Consider the following 20,678-nt stretch of genomic DNA (forward strand, 5'->3'; position numbering starts at 1 on the left):
TAGTAATTACTGAGTATTAATCCTTCTTCGGATATTTCTTGAACCAGCCATCCAGGCGCAGTCGCATCACGCCAAAGAAAGCCTCACCAAAGATGCCACCACTCATCTTGCTCACACCTTCACGACGGTTAACAAAGATGACAGGCACCTCCTTGATCTTGAAACCTATTCGATGAGCCGTATATTTCATCTCTATCTGGAAAGCATAGCCCTTGAAGCGGATAGCATCCAAATCTATGGTTTCCAACACCTTACGTCGGTAGCAGACGAATCCAGCTGTGGTATCATTCACCTTAAATCCGGTTACGATACGTACGTATTTAGAAGCGAAATAGCTCATCAATACGCGTCCGATAGGCCAGTTGACCACGTTCACACCCGAAATATATCTTGAGCCTACAGCCACATCATACCCCTCATCGTGAGTTGCCGCATAGAGACGAGGCAAATCATTAGGATCATGACTGAAGTCGGCATCCATCTCGAAGATGAAGTCATAGCCCTGCTCCAATGACCATTTGAAGCCCATGATATAGGCAGTACCCAAACCGAGTTTACCCGAACGCTCCAGGATATGCAGACGACCGGCAAACTCATTAGCCATCAAGCCCTTAACAATGGCAGCAGTACCATCAGGACTTCCGTCATCGATAACGAGGATATCAAACTGCTTTTCGAGACCGAAGACAGCACGGATGATTTTCTCGATATTTTCCTTCTCATTATATGTAGGAATGATTACTATGCTATCACTCATAACTTCTTCTAATTTTAATGATTCTGATACTAAATAATGTAATACAGATGCAAAATTACAACTTATTTTTGAAATAACAAGCGAAAAACCGAAATTATTGGTCCGGATTCTCTACAAAACCCTGATATTTCTTGTCAAGTCCGTTCATGATTGCCTCATAGCTCTTGTTCATCTGGTTCTTGATATTGTCAGCTCCCTTGCCTATCGGCTCGATAGGCTCATGAATGGTGAGCTTCAGAGGATGCCAGAAAGCCCAGTAGATATCCTTCATGCGAGGCTTCACATCAAAACTGCCATTGATGGTAAGCGGACATACCGGCAACTGCAGTTCATCGGCAAGCATGAAAGCACCGCGGCGGAACACGCCCATGTGCCCCGTAAACGAACGGGCACCCTCTGGGAATACCACCAGCGACATGCCCTCTTTAAGCACCTCGCGAGCACGGTCATAAGAAGCACGGATCTTAGAAGGTCCGCTCTTGTCTACAAAGATGTGGTGCGCATACTCACAGGCGATACCGATGAGAGGCACTTTGCGCAAGCCCTTCTTCATCATCCACTTGAAGTTTCTGCCCAGAAAACCGTATATCAGGAAGATATCGAAAGCGCCCTGATGATTGGCCACGAAAACATAACTCTGGTTCTTCTTGAGATGCTCACGTCCCTCCACCTTTACAGGCAGGAGGAGGATGCGGACCCAAAGCCAGGACCAATATTTACCAGGATAATAGCCCCAGAAATGACCATTACCCAGCATGCATCCCAAAACAGTAGTTAAACTGGTTAAAACGCTAGCTACCAACAGGATAGGCAAGCATATTACAAGCTGATACAGACGATATAAGTACTTCATTTTTTATTTAAGAATGAATAATTTAACACTCAACATTTAACATTCAACACTCCTCATTTTCTTTTGAGTGTGATGACCACGATTTCTGCCGTAGCCCCTATGCGGATTGGAACGGTACCGCCCAGACCCGATGTGGTATAGAGCTGGCAACCCTCCTCCTCGAAGAGGCCGTAATCATAAGGAGTAAACATCGACGGACGCAAGCCCAGGATACAGATCTGCCCCGCATGCGTATGACCGCTCAGCGTAAGCTGCGGTGCTACGACCAGCGAATCCTTCCTGTCAGGTCCTATCACATCGCCATCCTCATCCTTCTCCTTATTAATAGTAGAAGGCCAGGTCTCACGCCACTGCTTCGGAATATGCTGCAGCATCAGCACGAAAGAGCCCGGTCTGATGCCATACAGCGCCTTCCTTACATTGGTTCGCTTTGGATTGTCATAGTTCTCTGTACCAGCTACATAGATGCTGTCAGCGCCTCTATGTACCGCCACATGCTCATTCATCAGCAGGCGCCATCCGCAACTCCGCTGGAAGTCCTGCATCCGCTTCTCGAGCGCAGCTATCTCCTGCTCATCATCTACATCCATATAATAGGTGTAATCGTGATTGCCCAGCACACTCATCACGCCATCTCTGGCTTTCAGACTGCTGAGCAGCGCCTGATACTCAGGCAGTTCATCGGGCGTAACATTCTGTAAATCACCCGTAAAGCAAATCAGATCAGGTTTTTCGGCATTAATGCTGTCGATATCGCGCTGAGGCAGATGACCACGCCAGCCATAGTATGACCCGAGATGGATATCGCTGAACTGAACGATGCGATAGCCCTCGAAAGACTTCGGCAGATTAGGTACATAGATGGTGATACGCTTGACTTGCATCTTAGGAAAACCTTCGGTAAATCCGTAGATAAAGCAGAAGAACGCCACCGCTCCCACTACCAGTCCGAGGAGCTTGCCCCAGTTGCGATGGCCGTGAAGGAGCCGCATACAGCACCAACCGAAGACACTGAACAGGCTGAAGACAAACTGCGGCACCGCACATACTGCCATTATCACAAACCAGATGTCGATGAGCACCGGATTGCGTGGCAGGAAGTTGGGCAGCATCGTGATATATGCACTGTAGGCGATAACCACGAAAGCCGGCAACCAGAAGAGCACCCGCTGCCAGAGACTTTTCAGCCATAACTTGCCATACCTTTTATATATCCACAGATACGGCAACAGGGTGAATACCACTACGGGTATCAATATTCTTGCTATCATTTTTTGATCAAACTTGATTGAAGATACGTTTTCATTGCCTGCACGGGCACTCCTCTGCGCTGTGCATAGTCGCGAAGCTGGTCGTCTCCTATCCGTCCCAGTTCGAAATACCGCGACTTGGGATGTGCAAACATCAGCCCCGAGACACTGGCATGAGGCGTCATCATTCCGCTTGTGGTGAGCCGGATGCCCACCTGACTCATATCGATGAGCTGGTCGATGATGAAGTTGGCACTGGTATCGGGCAACGAAGGATATCCTATAGCCGGACGGATGCCCTGATAGCGCTCCAGATGCTGGTCTTCGATGCTCAGCTGCTCGCCGGGAGCATAGCCCCAGATGCTGCGTCTCACCTCTTCGTGCAACTTCTCTGCCGTGGCTTCAGCCAACCGGTCGCAGAGTGTCTGTGCCATCATATTGAGGTAGTCGTCCGAGCGATATTTCTTCTCCAGACCGCCATCTACCGTCGTGCAGAAGATACCCAGCCGGTCTGTTATTCCACTGTCCAGAGGACGGATGAAATCAGCCAGACAGAGATTGGGTTCTCCCTGAGCCGCCGGATGCTGCTGACGGAGCATCGGGAAGCGGACTTTCTGCCCTTCCAGCCAGATATCATCCCCCTCGCTGTTCGCCTCGAAGAGTCCGAAGACGGCATAGGTATGATATTCGCCTTCCCATGAATGGAGCATATCGAGCGCCTCAGCCTTCAGTTTTTCCTTTTCCTCTCGAGGTTTGCCGCTCAATCCCCAGGCATGATAAAAGTATAGCCAGTTGATATATGGCTCAATTTCGCTTACATTGTATACTATTCTTCGCATCCGATACGATATTTTATTTTACAATTCCCGTAAAATTTTCCTTTTTCAGGAATTGTTTCTGAACTCCAGTTCCTCTCCTCTGCAAGCGGCATCAAACACGCCTTTGTTATAGATCAGACTACCGTTACAGAAAGTCTGTTCCACTTTCCATGCAAACTCATCACCCGCTACAGGGCTCCATTTACACTTGCTCTGAATCACCTCTGCGGTCACCTTCCAAGGCTCTCCCTTGCGCACCACAACGACATCTGCCTTATACCCCGGACGCAGGAAGCCGCGCTGACTGATATGGAACAGACGGGCTGGATTATGGCACATCAGTTCAACCAGGCGCTCGATACTGATTACCTTTTCGTCAACAAGTTTCAGCATGCTTACCAGCGAGAACTGTACCATTGGCATACCTGATGCAGCCTTGGCACAACCGCCCTGTTTATCCTTTAACTGATGAGGAGCATGATCGGTACCTACTACAGTTATCTTACCATTACTCAGCGCCTTACGCAAAGCTTCTCGATCAGCAGCGGTCTTTACTGCAGGGTTGCATTTAATGCGTGCGCCCTTCACAGCGTAATCTTTATCCGAGAACATGAGATGAGCCACAACAGCCTCGCCTGTAATATTTTCATCCTTACCAAAGAACTCCAGTTCCTTAGCCGTAGTAACGTGAGCGATATGGAGATGCGCCCCGCTTTCCTTAGCCAGCAGCACCGCCAGACGGCTGCTTTCATAGCAAGCTTCCTCGCTGCGTATTTCCGGATGATGTTCTACGGCAGGGTCTTCACCCCATTTCTGCTTAGCCAGCTGCATGTTGCGGTTAATGATTTCGGTATCCTCACAGTGGGTCATCACCGGCAAATCCAGCTCTTTCGCCTTCTTGAAGATAGCCTGCAGCGCCTCATATTTATCCACCAGCATATTGCCCGTACTGGAGCCCATAAAGAGCTTGATTCCCGGAACACGATGCGTATCGAGCTGTTTAAAATCATTTACATTATCATTGGTAGCACCAAAGAAGAAACTGTAGTTCACATGACTCTTCTCAGCGCCCAGCTGCCGCTTTGCCTGCCAGGCCTCCAGAGTGGTAGTCTGAGGTATCGTGTTAGGCATATCAAAAAAACTGGTCACACCACCAAAGGCAGCAGCGCGGCTTTCGCTCTCGATGTCAGCCTTCTGCGTAAGTCCCGGCTCACGGAAGTGAACATGATCATCAATCACACCCGGCAAAACAAAACACCCCGAGGCATCGATGACTTCATCGTAATTGCCACGGGGTGCCTCGCCTTCATATATCTCCTTGATAAATTCACCATCCAACAAGAGGTCGCCCACAAAAGAGCGACCCTCATTTATAATGGTTCCATTCTTGATTAATTTCATATTACTAAACTTATAAAATGAAGAGTTTTACAAGATGTTAATGCCCAAGACCTTGAAAGAGCCCTGTTTCTACTCCTTACCTTCCTGTTTTTCAGGAATCGTAGGCGCAGCCAGTTCGTTGGCTGTAGGTGCCGGAGCCGCATCAGGATTTACCTGTGGAGCCGCTTCCATCTCTGGCTGCATGCCGCTCTGCGCATCTCGTGTACCGTTCATAATCTCCTGATTCTCTTGAGCTTTCTTATAATAGTCCTTTACATAAGGATCATTCTTGAAATAGTCGGTAGCCTTGCTCATGATATCCTCAATCCAAGGAGAGAGCATCGGATACTGGTTGCCCATTGTAACGAGGAAGAAGACGCCCGGTCCCAGCACATTGTTGAAGTTGTCGGTAACAAACGAAGTGATGAGCTTGTCTTCCTGCTCAGAAAGGCGGATGGATTCCTCGTTCAGCTGCTTGTTGACAGCCACCATATCGCTACCGTTCATGATAGCCTGGTCGTGCTTGTGTACCAGTTCGCGCAACTGATTCTGAATCTGCTGGTATTTCTTGAAGAATCCGAAGAGTTTATCGTTCATAGGAGTACCGCTTACCACCTGCTGTGTATCATCGAGCTTCACCGTAATGCTTCCACTCTCCAGCACCAGCGGCAGCACAGGGTCATCATCCATGAAGATATTCGCCATCTTCATAGAGTCGACAGAACCCTGAAAATGGAACTGTCCATGCACTACATCGCAAGAATCCACGTTCTTGAAATCGTTGTTTTCCAGTATCTTAAGGTACAGCATGCGTCCGTCCAGAGTACTTACGTTAGAAGTACCCGAGATATCGTAACTGTTGGCACAAGATGCAAGTGCCATCAAGGCAATGAATGCGTAAAATATTCTATTCATAAGCTATCTATATCACTTTCGGTGAACAAAAATACAATCTTAATTTGAACTGACGAAATAAATTGCTGCAATTTAATTCATTCTTACAAGATTTATGTTTTGTTTGCACTCCTATTGACCACCGAAAGCTTTTTTCTCGTCCTTCTATATTACTGATTGTTTTCCTTCTTCAGTTCATGAGAGATGCGATGCGTGGTATACAGTTCCAGCAGGGCTGCGATGAGGAGGAAGACTACCCACTTATTATAGAAATAGGTGATATAGGTCTCATAATTCTCAAACCAGCGGCGCAGGAAAGCATACACCGTATCTACCATCGAGATGCCTGAGAGCACGAAGAAGATGTCTGCTACATACTGCATGCGCTTCAGGCGGTGGATAACCAGCGAAGGTCCCTCATAGAACTGCATCGCCTGCATTACACTGAACAGTATGGTGCCCAGCAGGAACCCCCAGCTCGTTACCTGCACCAGCTGCGGATGTGAAAAACCAAATGCGAAGCAAGCCGCACCGACAACCATCAGCACGCCGCCCAGCAAGAAAATAGCACTTTCCAGTTTACTCAATTGTTTCATTTTCGTCTTGTTCGTTAGTTTTTTCCGGAATATCCGAACTCAATACAAAGATGTCTTCATCATCAGCCTTCATGAAATAACGCTGGCGGGCTATCTTCTCAAATGCCCGCGCACCATGCTGCATATCGCGCAAGGTATGCTTGTCGTTTTCATACTGCTCACGATACTTTTCTATCTCCGAACGGAGCGTAGCTATCTCTATCTGGTACTTAATGTGCTGCCTTACACTGTTGTCGTCAACTACACCAACTACCAGAACACCCGTTACAATCACTATAAGATACTTATAATGAGCGAGATAATTCCATATAATACCAAGTTTTTTACTCATTTCTTCCGAATTTGTTTGCAAAGATAATATTTTTTTGTTATCTTTGCATCATCAATTAAGAAAAAATAATGGAAGAGTATATAGTTTCTGCAAGAAAGTACCGTCCGATGACCTTCGATTCGGTTGTCGGACAGAGTGCATTGACCACCACTTTGAAGAATGCAGTGAAGAGCGGCAAGCTGGCGCACGCCTATCTTTTCTGCGGTCCGAGAGGTGTGGGAAAAACCACTTGTGCCCGCATTTTTGCGAAGGCAATCAACTGCGAGCACCCTCGTGAAGACGGCGAGGCATGCAACGAATGTGAGAGCTGCCGTGCCTTCAATGAGCAGCGTTCCTACAACATCTTCGAGCTGGATGCCGCCAGCAACAACGGTGTTGACCAGATTAAGGTTCTGATGGAGCAGACCCGCATTCCGCCTCAGGTAGGCAAGTATAAGGTGTTTATCATCGATGAGGTCCACATGCTCTCAACAGCCGCCTTCAACGCCTTTCTCAAGACGCTGGAAGAGCCGCCTCAGCATGTCATCTTCATCCTCGCCACTACCGAGAAGCATAAGATTCTGCCTACCATTCTGAGCCGATGCCAGATTTACGACTTCGAGCGAATGACGGTAGCCAACACCATCAACCACCTGAAGATGGTGGCTGAGAAGGAAGGCATACAATATGAAGAGCAGGCGCTCGCCGTGATAGCCGAAAAGGCTGACGGAGGTATGCGCGATGCCCTCTCTATCTTCGACCAGGCTGCCAGTTTCTGCATGGGCAACATCACTTACCAGAAGGTGATCGAGGACCTGAACGTGCTTGACAGCGACAACTATTTCCGTCTGGTAGACCTGGCTTTGGAGAATAAGGTGGCCGAGATGATGGTAACACTCGACGGCATTCTGAGCCGCGGTTTCGATGGCGGCAACATGATACAGGGGCTTGCCCAGCATGTGCGCAATGTGATGATGGCGAAGGACCCTCAGACCCTGCCTCTGCTCGAGACCAGCGACGACCAGAAAGCCAAGTTCCAGGCTCAGGCCCAGAAGGCACCTACACCTTTCTTATATAAGGCGCTGGAACTGATGAACCAGTGCGATATCCATTACCGCGCCAGCAGCAACAAGCGATTACTGGTAGAGCTCACCCTGATACAGATAGGCCAGATTACGCAGCCCGAGGATCAGGATGTGCCTAGTGCGGGGCGTACGCCCAATAGATTAAAATCCCTGTTTCAGAAACTCCTGGCTCAGTCTAAGCTTGCCTCTCAGGGTGCAGGTTCTGAGCCTTCTGGCAGCAGCGAAAACCGGTCATCACAGCCGGGAACGTCTGCTGCTACAGCTACTGCTGTGCCTTCGTCAGGGGCACCGGCAGCCGCTTCTGCAGCCTCCAATGCTGCATCTTATTCTGCATATTATCCTGCATCTGCCACCGCAGCCGCATCTGCCTCTCCAGAAGGCTCAGCCGCTGCCGGAGCTGTTACTGATGCAGCATCGCCTCACAAGCCACGACTCAAGAATATCAAGCTGGGCGGCATAGGCATGACTTTCTCTAACCTGAAGAAGAGGGAGGAGAACCAGCGCCGCCTGCACAGTCCGTATGATGATACCAATGAGGAAAAAGCGACCATCACGGGCGACCAGAACGAGTTCACCCAGGAGCAGGTGGAAGCAACATGGTTCAGTATGTGCATGAGAATGCAGAACAAGCTGGATTTCATAGGATTAGCCAACCGCATGAAGAGTATTGTACCGAAGATAACCAACTATCCGCAGATAGAGGTTATCATCAACAACCAGCTCTTACTAGACGACGTTTTGAACATCAAGAACCGCATTCTCAAGACTTTCGTCTTAGGTCTTCACAACAGCGAACTGAGCATCAGCTACCGCCTTGCCGACCAGGAAGAGGTAGGCAAGGTTCTGACCAAGAATGAAGTTCTGGAACTTCTTATGGAGAAGAACCCTGCGATGAAAAAGCTCACAAAGGACCTGGATCTGGTCATGACATAGAAGATACTCCACACGATACGAAATTCTCCACTCCATGTAGGACAACCTATACGGAGTGGAGAAAATTGTTTTTACAAATATCGAAACTTGGTGCTATAAGAGATACATAAGAGTGAAAGAGCAAAGGGCGTTACAGCGTGACAGTTGTGACAGTTTTCAGCGGAGGGGGTATATTGCGAGTTTGCAGCTATCAAATTATAAGTATATATATTTAAATTATTATATATAATTATATATAATTATATATAATAATTTACCTCTAAAGAAAGGGAAGGAGGGGTAGGCGCTGAAAACTGTCACAACTGTCACACTGTAACGCTTTCTGGGCAAAAAGGAAGTAGTCAGAAGAAATGACTTTTTTCATAGCATCTCATTGTTTTCTTGCTCAAAACACACAGAGAAACATTTTACAAAATATAGTTTTCTCTCCAGCAACTCTACGACTTTTTTTGTTTAACTACGGAAGCCGGAATGTTAAAATCGGTTTAACATAACTCTGCATGGTGAAATTTGGCGGTTCAGAAGATTTGTTGTACTTTTGCACCATCGTTAAAAGATTCCCATGAAGCGCAGACCTTGATATCGCGAAACGCGATACCAAGGTTTTACACCAAATGAAATGCAAGGGTTGACGCTGTAAAACACAGCCTCAAGGTATAAAACAAAAAAAAGCCCCCGATGCAGAAAAGCACCGGGAGCCTTCGTAAGCAAATTATTATTATCTTAAAAAAGATCAATTGAATATGCAGCACATCACAGTATACACCATGACGCACCGACAGAAAGGCTTAGATGAGGTTCATGCCCGCTTTCTCAGCCTCCTTGCGCATCTCCTCAGGCCAGATGCTAGCTTGGATCTCACCAATGTGAGCCTTATGAAGCAATACCATACACAGACGGCTCTGACCGATACCGCCACCAATGCTCAGAGGCAACTTGTCGTTCAGAAGCTGCTGATGAAAGTAAAGCTTCTCTCTATCCTCCTTGCCCTCCAGCTTAAGCTGACGCAGCAGACTCTCCTTGTCGACACGGATACCCATAGAACTGAGCTCGAAACTGCGACCCAGAACAGGATACCAGATGAGGATATCACCATTCAGTCCCATCTTGCCGTTCTCTGCCACGGTGCTCCAGTCATCATAGTCAGGAGCTCGGCCATCATGCTTCTTGCCATCGCTCAACTTGCCGCCGATGCCCTCTACAAATACAGCGCCATACTTCTTGCAGATAGCATCCTCACGCTCCTTAGGAGAAAGGTCTGGATACATATCGAGCAAATCCTGCGCATGAATAAAATGAATCTCCTTAGGCAGGAAAGGCTTCAGCTGAGGATAATGCTCGCAAGCCAGGAACTCGGTACGCAAGATGGCACCATAGATGCGGCGCACGATATTCTCGAGGAAGGCGATGGTACGGTCTTCCTTGGTAATCACAGCCTCCCAGTCCCACTGGTCAACATAGAGCGAATGAAGATTATCCAGTTCCTCGTCAGCACGGATGGCGTTCATATCTGTATATACGCCATAAGCAGGCTCAATCTCATACTCGGCAAGCGTCAGTCGCTTCCACTTGGCAAGAGAATGAACCACCTCAGCCTGGGCTTCGCCCAAATCCTTGATAGGGAAACTTACAGGGCGCTCTACGCCGTTCAGGTCATCATTGATACCAAGACCCTTCAATACGAAGAGCGGAGCGGTAACGCGACGCAGACGGAGCTCGGTGCTCAGGTTTTGCTGGAAGAATTCTTTTATCATTTTAATACCCATTTCGGTCTGGCGCATATCCAGCAGCGCCTTGTACCCTTCAGGTTTTATCAAATTGCTCATTTTTATTTCATATTTAGTATTTGCGCTGCAAAGGTACAAAATAATAATTAATCTGCAAGCATTTTTCCGTATTTTTTCGCAAAATGATAGCATTTTTAAGTTTTTTAGTAGCATTTTGTAGAACAATTTGCAAATACACATTATATATATAAAAAAATCTGCCCCAAATATTTGGTTATTTCAAATAAAAGCAGTAATTTTGCAGTCGACTTCCGTTTCGATGTCATACAACCGGAGAAACGGGCGGCAGAAAAGAGGGTCTCGTAGCTTAGCTGAATAGAGCGTCAGATTCCGGTTCTGAAGGTCGTGGGTTTGAATCCCACCGAGATCACCCGAAACAACAGAAATGATTAATAATTGAAAACATGGATTTAGTAGAACGATTTATAAACTATACGAAATTCGACACACAGTCGAGCGAAGAATCGACCAGCGTGCCTAGTACGGCAAAACAGCTCGAATTTGCCAAGTACCTGAAGAAGGAACTTGAGAACGAAGGACTGAGCGATGTCGAAATGGATGACATGGGCTATATCTATGCCACTCTGAAGAGCAATACCAAGAAAAAGACTCCTACCATCGGATTTATTTCACACATGGATACATCACCTGATGCCAGCGGAAAGGATGTAAAGGCGCGCGTCATCAAGAACTATGACGGCAACGACATCGAGCTGAGCCCGGGCATCATCTCAAGCGTTGAGACTTTCCCAGAGCTGAAGGCTCACAAGGGAGAGGATATCATCGTGACAGACGGTACTACCCTGCTGGGTGCCGACGACAAGGCGGGCATCGCTGAAATCGTACAGGCTATGTGCTATCTGCGCGACCACGACGAAATCAAGCACGGCGACATCCGAGTAGGTTTCAATCCTGACGAGGAAATCGGTATGGGCGCACATCATTTCGACGTAGAGAAGTTTGGCTGCGACTGGGCTTACACCGTAGATGGCGGCGACCTGGGCGACCTGGAATACGAGAACTTCAATGCTGCCGGAGCCAAGATCGTCATCAAGGGTGTGAGCGTTCATACAGGCTATGCCAAGGGAAAGATGGTGAATGCAAGCCGACTGGCTGTGGAATTCCAGAACATGATTCCTGAGAACGAGACTCCTGAGCAGACTGAAGGCTACCAGGGTTTCTACCACCTCATCGGCATCGAGAGCCGCTGCGAGGAGGCAAAGCTCAGCTACATCATCCGCGATCACGACCGCAACAGGTTTGAAAACCGCAAGGATTTCATCGAGGACTGCGTGAACAAGATGAACGAGAAGTATGGCGACGGAACCGTAAAGGCGGTTATCTACGACCAGTACTATAACATGAAGGAGAAGATTGATCCTAACATGCACGTCATCGACATCGTGCTCAGAGCGATGCAGGAGAGCGGCGTTCCACCTCGCGTAGAACCTATCCGCGGCGGTACCGACGGAGCCCAGCTGAGCTTCAAGGGTCTGCCTTGTCCTAACATCTTCGCCGGCGGTGTCAACTTCCACGGCCCTCACGAGTTTGTGAGCATCCAGGTAATGGAGAAGGTAGTGAAGACCATCGTGAAGATAGCGGAAATCACAGAAGAATACAACGACTAATACAGATATGGGGAATTTAGACACATCTAAATTCCCCTTTTTCATAAACAGAAAAATATGGCTGAAATTCCATTCTTAATAAAAGACCTTGCCCTCATCCTGATGGTGGCAGGCATCGTAACCCTCATCTTCAAGAGGCTCAAGCAGCCGCTGGTGCTGGGATACATCATGGCGGGATTCCTGGTTTCGCCACATATGCCCTACACCATGTCGGTAGTCGACGAGACGGATATCCAGACCTGGGCCGACATCGGTGTCATCTTCACCCTCTTCTCGCTCGGTCTCGACTTCTCGTTCAAGAAAATCGTGAAGATGGGTGCCTCTCCCATCATCGCCACCGTGGTTATCGTGTTCTGCATGATGATGCTGGGCATCAGCGTAGGCCACGGCTTCGGCTGGGGCAAGATGGACTGCATCTTCCTGGGCGGTATGCTCGCCATGAGCTCCACCACTATTATATATAAGGCATTCGATGATATGCGGCTGCGCACCCAGAAGTTTGCCTCGATGGTGATGAGCGTGCTGATACTGGAAGATATCCTGGCTATCGTGATGATGGTGATGCTGTCGGCGATAGCGAGCGGAAGCAGTCCTGACGGCGGGCAGATGCTTGCCTCTATCGTGAAGATAGGCTTCTTCCTGGGCGTATGGTTTATCGTGGGCATCTTCGCCATTCCGTGGTTCCTGCGTTCGGTGAGGAAACTTATCAATGCCGAAACCCTGCTCATCGTTTCGCTGGGTCTGTGCTGCGGCATGGCGGTACTGAGCACCAAGGTGGGGTTCAGCAGCGCCTTCGGAGCCTTCGTTATGGGCAGCATCCTGGCAGAAACCATTGAGGCAGAGAAGATTATCAAGCTTGTAGAACCGGTAAAGAATCTCTTCGGAGCCATCTTCTTCGTATCGGTAGGTATGCTGGTAGACCCGAAGATTCTGGTAGAATATGCCGTTCCTATCCTCGCCCTGGTCGGTACGATACTGGTAGGTCAGGCGATATTCGGCACCTTCGGCTTCATGCTCGGAGGCGAGTCGCTGAAGTCGGCGATGCGCTGCGGTTTCTCGATGGCTCAGATTGGTGAGTTTTCTTTCATCATCGCCTCGCTGGGTCTGTCGCTCGGCGTCATCAGCAAGTTCCTCTATCCGGTAGTGGTAGCAGTGAGCGTCATCACCACCTTCCTTACACCTTATATGATCCGTCTTGCCACACCTACCTATCAGGTGATGGAGAAACATCTGCCAGACAAGCTCATCCATATTCTGAACCATTTCGCGATGAGTCATCCCCAGACACAGCAGCAGAGCAAGTGGAAATCGCTGATCCGACAGATGCTGGTCAACACCACCGCCTACTCCATCCTTTCGGCAGCCGTCATCGCCCTGATGTTCACCTTCGTGCTGCCGCTGATGCGCAATCTGCTGCCAGGCTGGCATCTCCACTGGTATGCCAACGCCATCACCGGCCTGCTCACCGTCCTATTCATCTCGCCGTTCCTGCGCGCCATCGTGATGAAGAAGAACCACAGTGCCGAGTGGAAACGCCTCTGGGTGGAGAGCAGCATCAACCGCGTGCCGCTGCTCTTTACGGTGTTCGTGCGCTTTATGATAGCACTGGCTTTCATCTTCTACATCATCAATTTCCTCTCGCGCTTTACCAATGCTCTGATTGTCTGCATCGGTGCAGCAGTAGTGATGCTGATGATAACCTCCCGCCGCATCAAGAAGCGTAGCATCGTGATGGAGCGCGTCTTCGTTCACAACCTCCGCTCGCGCGATATTGCGGCTCAGGTGAATGGCGAAAAGCGGCCGCTCTATGAGGGCAGACTGCTAGACCGGGATATCCACATCAGCGAATTTGAAGTGCCTGAAGATAGCAGTTGGACTGGCAAATCGCTGCGAGAACTGCATCTGCGCCAGCGGTTCGGTGTAGACCTGAGCAGCATTCACCGCGGCTCTCACCGGCTGAACATCCCGAACGGCAACATGATCATCTTCCCGGGCGACAAACTGCAGGTAATCGGCAACGACGACCAGCTGCAGAAATTCAACACCGCCCTGCAGAGCGACCTGCTGCCTGAGGAGGCTGAAATAGAAAAGCGCGAGATGAAACTTAGCCAGCTCATCATCAGCGGCGGCAGCGAATTCCTGGGAAAGACACTGATAGAAAGCGGAATAAGGGATAAATACAACTGTATGGTGGTAGGACTGGAAGAGGGCCGGGAGAACCTGACCCGTGTTCTGCCTACCCGAGTATTCGAAAAAGGCGATATCATCTGGCTGGTAGGCGAAGAGGCTGACCTTCAGAAGATTCAGGAAAAGAGCTAATAAACTTGAGTTTTTTTAGGCACGGATTACACGGATTTATAGCGCTCATGTAAATTAAGCGATTTACCATCTCATAAAAAATCCGTGTAATCCATGCCTTATTTATACCCCTGGGCGTGTGGGGACATTTTCCAAGGATTTATCTCACGGTGATATGGAAGCACCCCTGCTTCACCTCATATTTGATATAGCAGCGGTTCTTGTTGCGGAAATCGCGGAGCACCTCGGAGAACACCCATTTCAGGGTATCATTCTGCACCTGTCGGCGAGGCTGTTCACGGGTCTGAATCTGCTTGTAGCGGTTGTAGCAGATATCGAAGGTAGTACCATAGAGATGACACGAATTCTCGGTAGCATTGCCGTTTCGGGTACGCAGTTTCGCCACATCATCCTTGGTGCGCAGAATGCTCGTCACGATAATCTTATGCAGCGGAATGCCCTTAATCTGCAGCGAATCGAAATAGGCACGGCCGATATCCTGGAGCAGCACAGAGGCACGAGGCACCAGGTAAGGAATACTGTTGTTCAGCTTGTCAACATAAAAGAAAGGGTTGCTGCCCACATACACCAGCTTGCCCTTGCTGTTCTCCGCCTCCAGACGGTTCTGTACCGGTTTCACACCATGCTTAGTAGCCGCCAGAATCTGCACATCCTGCTGGTCGGGGAAAGTATTGCCGAAATGAGGCACCGAGAAGATGCGATGCTTCACCTCCTTGCCATCCTTGTCGAAGAAGATAGAAGGCTTGCCGCTCTGTGCCGTATCAGGCATAACAGAGAGTTCATCCTCCTTCAGGTCCTCAGCCACATTCCCTTCAGCATCAGCCGATGCATCAGAAATCTCAGCAGAAGAAGCATCAGAAGCAGCCGAATCCTTCGCTGCCACGAGCGTAGAATCAGCCGCCCCAGCAGCCGCAACCTTCGGTTTTGCTACTCCCGGAAAGATGACTCTTACCAGCGCCAGAAGCAAAACCACAATACCAAAACCCTGTAAATATCTGTTCTTACTAATCTTCATAATTATCTTATTTTCACGAAATAATATTCTATATTCTTCAGGCAAAACGGGAACCGCATCGCCAAATTTAGCTGCAAAGGTAACAAAATCTCTCGAAAAAATAGCTTTTTTAATATTTAAAGAATGTTTTATTCGCCGAAATTTGCTCATTTCATGGAAAAGTAGTAATTTTGCAGCGTTATATAACAAAATATTAGATAGGATAGTTTAAACTTTATAGAATTAAGACATTTTGATAGAGAAACATATTGTACTTGAAGATATCGATCCAGTGATGTTCTACGGTGTGAACAATGCCCACCTGCAGATGATTAAATCGCTGTATCCTAAGTTGCGTATCGTAGCACGCGACAACGTGATTCGTGTGCTCGGCGACGAAGAGGAAATGGCAAAGGTGGAAGAGGATATTGAGCAGATGCGCAAGCACTTGCTTAAATACAACATGCTCAATGATGAAGACATCCTGGACATCGTGAAAGGAAAACAGACCAAGGCGGACAGCGTGAAAGGCGTGCTGGTATACAGTATCAGTGGCCGACCTATCAAGAGCCGCAGCGAAAACCAGCAGCAGCTGATAGATGCTTACGAGAAGAACGACATGGTATTTGCCGTGGGACCAGCCGGTACCGGTAAGACCTATCTCAGCATCGCCCTTGCCGTAAAGGCCCTCAAGGAGAAAGCCATCAAGAAAATCATCCTCTCACGACCAGCCGTAGAAGCCGGCGAAAAGCTCGGTTTCCTGCCTGGCGATATGAAAGACAAAATTGACCCATACCTCCAGCCGCTCTACGATGCGCTGGAAGACATGATACCTGCCGTAAAGCTGCAGGATATGATGGAAAAGCACATTATCCAGATTGCTCCGCTCGCCTTTATGCGCGGACGCACACTCAGCGATGCCGTCGTCATCCTCGACGAGGCGCAGAACACTACCTCCCAACAGATTCGCATGTTCCTAACCCGTATGGGCATGAACACCAAGATGATTATCACCGGCGACCTGACACAGATTGACCTGCCACGCGAACAGCGAAGCGGACTGAAGGAGGCGCTCAAGATTCTGGACGGAGTGGAAGGCATCGGAGTGGTGAAGCTGGGACAGAAGGATATCGTGCGCCACAAACTCGTAACCCGCATCGTTAACGCATACGACAAGTATGACAAGGAGAGAGCGGAAGAAAAGAAAACAATTAAAAATTAATAATTGATAATTAATAATTAACAGTACTGCTCTAGGGGCAGGCTCAATTATAAATTGTAAATTATAAATTATAAATTAAATAAAATGAAAGCATTAACAAAGACAGATTTCCATTTTGATGGACAGAAGAGTGTTTACCACGGTAAAGTACGTGATGTGTATGACATTAACGACGACCTCCTCGTGATGGTCGCTACCGACAGAATCTCAGCGTTCGACGTTGTTCTGCCTAAGGGTATCCCTTTCAAAGGACAGGTGCTCAATCAGATTGCAGCTAAGTTCCTGGACACAACTACAGACATCTGTCCAAACTGGAAGTTGGCTACTCCAGACCCAATGGTTACCGTAGGTTTGAAGTGCGAAGGTTTCCGCGTGGAGATGATCATCCGTTCTATCCTCACCGGTAGTGCATGGCGCGAGTATCAGAAGGGCTGCCGCGAGATCTGCGGTGTGAAGTTGCCAGACGGTATGCGCGAGAACCAGCGTTTCCCAGAGCCTATCATCACCCCTACTACAAAGGCCGACGAGGGTCACGACATGAATATCTCTAAGGAAGAGATCATCGCCCAGGGTATTGTTAGTGCAGAGGATTATGCTGTGATGGAGGACTACACACGCCGCATCTTCGCCCGCGGTCAGGAAATCGCTGCCAAGCAGGGCTTGATCCTCGTAGATACCAAGTACGAGTTCGGCAAGCGCGACGGCAAGGTTTACCTCATCGACGAGATCCACACTCCAGACTCTAGCCGCTACTTCTATGCTGACGGTTACGAGGAGAAGTTTGAGAAGGGTGAACCACAGCGCCAGCTCTCTAAGGAGTTCGTTCGCCAGTGGCTCATCGAGCACAACTTCATGAACGAGCCAGGCCAGACCATGCCAGAGATTACCGACGAGTATGCAGAGAGCGTATCCGACCGCTACATCGAACTCTACGAGCACATCACCGGCGAGAAGTTTGACAAGGCTGCTGAGGAAGGCGACATCGCTGCCCGCATCGAGAAGAACGTAAGCGAGTGGCTTGCTGCACACAAGTAGTTTTTAGTTAATAGTTAATAGTTAAAAGTTTATAGCATGAACCACTTTGGCAATCTTGCTAAACGGCGAAGCCGCTATAAATTATAAACTATATATAAATGTATAAGCAAGAACAGATAAAGCCCTACGAGGGCACAGGAGACAAGGGCAAGCTGGTAGAGGAGATGTTCGACAACATCGCCCCTACCTACGATACCCTGAACCACCGTCTCTCGTGGGATATCGATAAGGGATGGCGCAAGAAGGCAATCAGGCGTCTTGCGCCCTTCTCTCCTAAAAAGATGCTCGACATCGCTACCGGTACCGGCGATTTCGCCATCCTAGCCGCACAGATGCTACATCCCGACCAGCTAATCGGAGCAGACATCTCGGAAGGCATGATGGAGATAGGCAGACAGAAGGTAAAGCAGCTGGGACTGGAAAACACCATCTCCTTTGCCAAGGAAGACTGCCTCAACCTCTCGTTCCAGGACGAGAGCTTCGACGCAGTAACCGCAGCCTTCGGTATCAGGAACTTCCAGAACCTGGACCAGGGACTGAAGGAAATGTGCCGGGTACTGAAAAAAGGCGGACATCTCTGCATCGTAGAACTCACCACGCCGGTCAGTTTCCCGATGAAGCAGCTGTTCAGTATCTACAGCAACACTGTCTTGCCGATGTATGGCAAACTCATCAGCAAAGACCAGAGCGCCTACAGTTATCTCAACAAGACCATCGAGGCATTCCCTCAGGGCGAGGTCATGATGGAGGTGTTCAAAAAGGCAGGATTCGCAAAGGCAGAGTTCAAGCGACTCACCTTCGGCATCTGCACACTCTATTTCGCAACCAAATAAAACAAAAATATTATGGACAAGTATGGACTCATAGGTTACCCTCTGGGGCATTCGTTCTCAAAGAACTATTTCAACGAAAAGTTTGAGAACGAGGGCATCGATGCCCAATACATCAACTTCGAGATACCTTCTATCGAAAATCTTACCGAGATTCTCGACTCAAATCCTGAACTAAAGGGGCTCAACGTCACAATACCTTATAAGGAGAAAGTGATCAGCTATCTCGACGTGGTAAGCCCTGAGGCGAATGCTATCGGAGCCGTCAACGTGATCAAGGTGGAGCACAGAGGCGAAGATGTTTATCTGAAAGGATATAACAGCGATGTAATCGGTTTTACCAAGAGCATCGAACCTTATATCGAGCCTTATCACAAGAAGGCTCTCATCCTGGGTACAGGCGGAGCTTCAAAGGCTATCAACTTCGGTCTGAAATCGCTCGGACTGGAAACAACCTTCGTGAGTCGATACGAGCGTCCGGATACTATCCAGTACGAAAAAATCACCCCTGAGGTTATCAAGGAGTATAACGTCATCGTAAACTGTACCCCAGTGGGCATGTACCCACACGTAGACGAGTGTCCTGCGCTGCCTTACGAGGCAATGGACAGCCACACCCTGCTCTACGACCTCATCTACAATCCCGACGAAACCCTCTTCATGAAGAAGGGCAAAGAACACGGAGCCACAGTAAAGAATGGCTTGGAAATGCTCTTGTTGCAAGCCTTTGCATCATGGGATTTCTGGCACCAGGAAAAATAAGCATATCATAAAGTTCAAAGATCAAAGTTCAAAGTAAGAATATGAGTAACAATAGATATATGATGCGCGGTGTTAGCGCAGCAAAGGAAGATGTTCACAACGCTATCAAGAACATCGACAAGGGTATCTTCCCACAGGCTTTCTGCAAGATCATACCTGATATCTTGGGCGGCGACCCAGAGTATTGTAACATTATGCATGCCGACGGTGCAGGTACCAAATCGAGCTTGGCTTACATGTACTGGAAGGAGACGGGCGACCTCTCTGTATGGAAAGGTATCGCTCAAGATGCTATCGTGATGAATACCGACGACCTGCTCTGCGTAGGCGCCGTAGACAACATCCTCGTAAGCTCTACCATCGGACGCAACAAGATGCTCATCCCAGGCGAGGTAATCTCAGCTATCATCAACGGTACTGACGACCTGCTCCACGAGATGCGTGAGATGGGTATCGGCATCTATCCTACCGGCGGTGAGACTGCTGACGTAGGCGACCTGGTTCGTACTATCATCGTTGACTCTACCGTTACCTGCCGCATGAAGCGCAGCGATGTCATCAACAACGCCAACATCCGTCCAGGCGATGTCATCGTAGGTCTTTCTTCTACAGGTCAGGCTACTTACGAGAAGAAGTACAACGGCGGTATGGGCAGCAACGGACTTACTTCTGCCCGCCACGATGTATTCGCCAAGTATCTCGCAGAGAACTATCCTGAGAGCTACGACCACGCCGTGCCAGACGAGTTGGTTTACAGCGGTAAGTATAAGTTGACTGATGAGGTAGAGGGTTCACCTATCAATGCCGGCGAGTTGGTTCTCTCTCCTACCCGCACCTACGCTCCTGTCATCAAGAAGATTCTCGACGAACTCCGCCCAGAGGTTCACGGTATGGTTCACTGCACCGGTGGTGCCCAGACCAAGGTTCTTCACTTCGTAGGCGAGAACTGCAAGGTAGTGAAGGACAACATGTTCCCAGTACCTCCACTCTTCAAGGCGATCCACGACTGCTCAGAGACCGACTGGAAGGAAATGTATCAGGTATTCAACATGGGTCACCGCATGGAGATCTACGTACGTCCTGAGGTTGCCGAGAAGGTTATCGCCATCAGCAAGAGCTTCAACATCGATGCCCAGATTGTGGGTCACATCGAAGAAGGCAAGCGCAGCCTGACCATCAAGAGCGAATTCGGAACATTCGAATACTAAAAATAGAATTAAGATTA

18 protein-coding genes and 1 tRNA gene are annotated in these 20,678 nt (G+C 48.8%); 9 read left to right on the forward strand and 10 right to left on the reverse strand.

All coding sequences use genetic code 11. The annotated features are described in order from the left end of the window. Positions 1 to 16: 16 nt before the first annotated feature. From KUA48_RS04580 to KUA48_RS04615, 8 genes are all read right to left on the reverse strand, one after another. On the reverse strand, positions 17 to 757 hold the full coding sequence (locus KUA48_RS04580) for a polyprenol monophosphomannose synthase (RefSeq protein WP_118253950.1): 741 nt from the start codon (positions 755 to 757) through the stop codon (positions 17 to 19). Positions 758 to 851: 94 nt separating this feature from the next. Beyond that, positions 852 to 1,610 (reverse strand): 1-acyl-sn-glycerol-3-phosphate acyltransferase, encoded by a 759-nt coding sequence (locus tag KUA48_RS04585; protein WP_118085475.1) that lies wholly within the window; start codon positions 1,608 to 1,610, stop codon positions 852 to 854. 53 nt (positions 1,611 to 1,663) lie between these two features. Continuing rightward, a complete protein-coding gene (locus KUA48_RS04590) occupies positions 1,664 to 2,881 on the reverse strand; it encodes a metallophosphoesterase (RefSeq protein WP_218433461.1) in 1,218 nt (405 codons plus the stop codon). Further along, positions 2,878 to 3,699, reverse strand: coding sequence for a vitamin B12 dependent-methionine synthase activation domain-containing protein (locus tag KUA48_RS04595; RefSeq protein WP_153089252.1), 822 nt, complete (start codon positions 3,697 to 3,699; stop codon positions 2,878 to 2,880). Before KUA48_RS04595 ends, KUA48_RS04590 begins: the two co-directional genes overlap by 4 nt. Positions 3,700 to 3,744: 45 nt before the next feature. Further along, positions 3,745 to 5,079: a dihydroorotase gene (locus tag KUA48_RS04600; RefSeq protein WP_218433462.1), complete on the reverse strand. Its 1,335-nt coding sequence runs from the start codon at positions 5,077 to 5,079 to the stop codon at positions 3,745 to 3,747. Positions 5,080 to 5,148: 69 nt separating this feature from the next. Next, on the reverse strand, positions 5,149 to 5,973 hold the full coding sequence (locus KUA48_RS04605; protein ID WP_118253943.1) for a DUF4369 domain-containing protein: 825 nt from the start codon (positions 5,971 to 5,973) through the stop codon (positions 5,149 to 5,151). 149 nt (positions 5,974 to 6,122) lie between these two features. Continuing rightward, positions 6,123 to 6,548, reverse strand: coding sequence for a hypothetical protein (locus tag KUA48_RS04610; protein ID WP_006847247.1), 426 nt, complete (start codon positions 6,546 to 6,548; stop codon positions 6,123 to 6,125). After that, entirely contained in the window at positions 6,532 to 6,879 is a 348-nt protein-coding gene (locus KUA48_RS04615) for a septum formation initiator family protein (RefSeq protein WP_118253942.1), read from the reverse strand. Before KUA48_RS04615 ends, KUA48_RS04610 begins: the two co-directional genes overlap by 17 nt. Positions 6,880 to 6,947: 68 nt before the next feature. Between KUA48_RS04615 and KUA48_RS04620 the strand changes: the two genes are divergently transcribed. Then, entirely contained in the window at positions 6,948 to 8,876 is a 1,929-nt protein-coding gene (locus KUA48_RS04620) for a DNA polymerase III subunit gamma/tau (protein ID WP_153089250.1), read from the forward strand. Positions 8,877 to 9,664: 788 nt separating this feature from the next. Here the strand turns inward: KUA48_RS04620 and asnA are convergent. After that, a complete protein-coding gene (asnA, locus tag KUA48_RS04625; RefSeq protein ID WP_218433464.1) occupies positions 9,665 to 10,702 on the reverse strand; it encodes an aspartate--ammonia ligase in 1,038 nt (345 codons plus the stop codon). Between the two features lie 257 nt (positions 10,703 to 10,959). Between asnA and KUA48_RS04630 the strand changes: the two genes are divergently transcribed. The 3 genes from KUA48_RS04630 (at position 10,960) to KUA48_RS04640 (ending at position 14,610) form a co-directional block, all read left to right on the forward strand. Next, a tRNA-Arg gene (locus tag KUA48_RS04630) sits at positions 10,960 to 11,033 on the forward strand. A gap of 34 nt (positions 11,034 to 11,067) precedes the next feature. Beyond that, the gene (gene pepT, locus KUA48_RS04635) at positions 11,068 to 12,291 is read left to right on the forward strand and encodes a peptidase T (RefSeq protein ID WP_153080823.1); all 1,224 of its coding nucleotides are present in this window, start codon (positions 11,068 to 11,070) and stop codon (positions 12,289 to 12,291) included. A 57-nt stretch (positions 12,292 to 12,348) separates the two neighbouring features. Next, positions 12,349 to 14,610 carry a cation:proton antiporter gene (locus KUA48_RS04640; protein WP_218433465.1) on the forward strand — a complete coding sequence of 754 codons (2,262 nt, stop codon included), beginning with the start codon at positions 12,349 to 12,351 and terminating at the stop codon, positions 14,608 to 14,610. A 139-nt stretch (positions 14,611 to 14,749) separates the two neighbouring features. Here KUA48_RS04640 and KUA48_RS04645 read toward each other — a convergent pair whose 3' ends face one another. Further along, the gene (locus KUA48_RS04645; RefSeq protein ID WP_215651530.1) at positions 14,750 to 15,625 is read right to left on the reverse strand and encodes a DUF5715 family protein; all 876 of its coding nucleotides are present in this window, start codon (positions 15,623 to 15,625) and stop codon (positions 14,750 to 14,752) included. A 232-nt stretch (positions 15,626 to 15,857) separates the two neighbouring features. Between KUA48_RS04645 and KUA48_RS04650 the strand changes: the two genes are divergently transcribed. The 5 genes from KUA48_RS04650 (at position 15,858) to KUA48_RS04670 (ending at position 20,661) form a co-directional block, all read left to right on the forward strand. Further along, positions 15,858 to 16,826, forward strand: coding sequence for a PhoH family protein (locus KUA48_RS04650; RefSeq protein ID WP_117587646.1), 969 nt, complete (start codon positions 15,858 to 15,860; stop codon positions 16,824 to 16,826). Positions 16,827 to 16,910: 84 nt separating this feature from the next. Further along, positions 16,911 to 17,861, forward strand: a complete 951-nt coding sequence (locus KUA48_RS04655) for a phosphoribosylaminoimidazolesuccinocarboxamide synthase (RefSeq protein WP_006847238.1) — start codon at positions 16,911 to 16,913, stop codon at positions 17,859 to 17,861. Positions 17,862 to 17,959: 98 nt separating this feature from the next. Continuing rightward, a complete protein-coding gene (gene ubiE, locus KUA48_RS04660) occupies positions 17,960 to 18,694 on the forward strand; it encodes a bifunctional demethylmenaquinone methyltransferase/2-methoxy-6-polyprenyl-1,4-benzoquinol methylase UbiE (protein WP_006847237.1) in 735 nt (244 codons plus the stop codon). Between the two features lie 12 nt (positions 18,695 to 18,706). Continuing rightward, entirely contained in the window at positions 18,707 to 19,453 is a 747-nt protein-coding gene (locus tag KUA48_RS04665; RefSeq protein ID WP_153094753.1) for a shikimate dehydrogenase, read from the forward strand. A gap of 59 nt (positions 19,454 to 19,512) precedes the next feature. Continuing rightward, positions 19,513 to 20,661 (forward strand): AIR synthase-related protein, encoded by a 1,149-nt coding sequence (locus KUA48_RS04670; protein ID WP_006847235.1) that lies wholly within the window; start codon positions 19,513 to 19,515, stop codon positions 20,659 to 20,661. The last annotated feature ends 17 nt before the right edge of the window (positions 20,662 to 20,678 follow it).

This window comes from Segatella copri (assembly GCF_019249795.2).
GTDB lineage: Bacteria > Bacteroidota > Bacteroidia > Bacteroidales > Bacteroidaceae > Prevotella > Prevotella copri_B.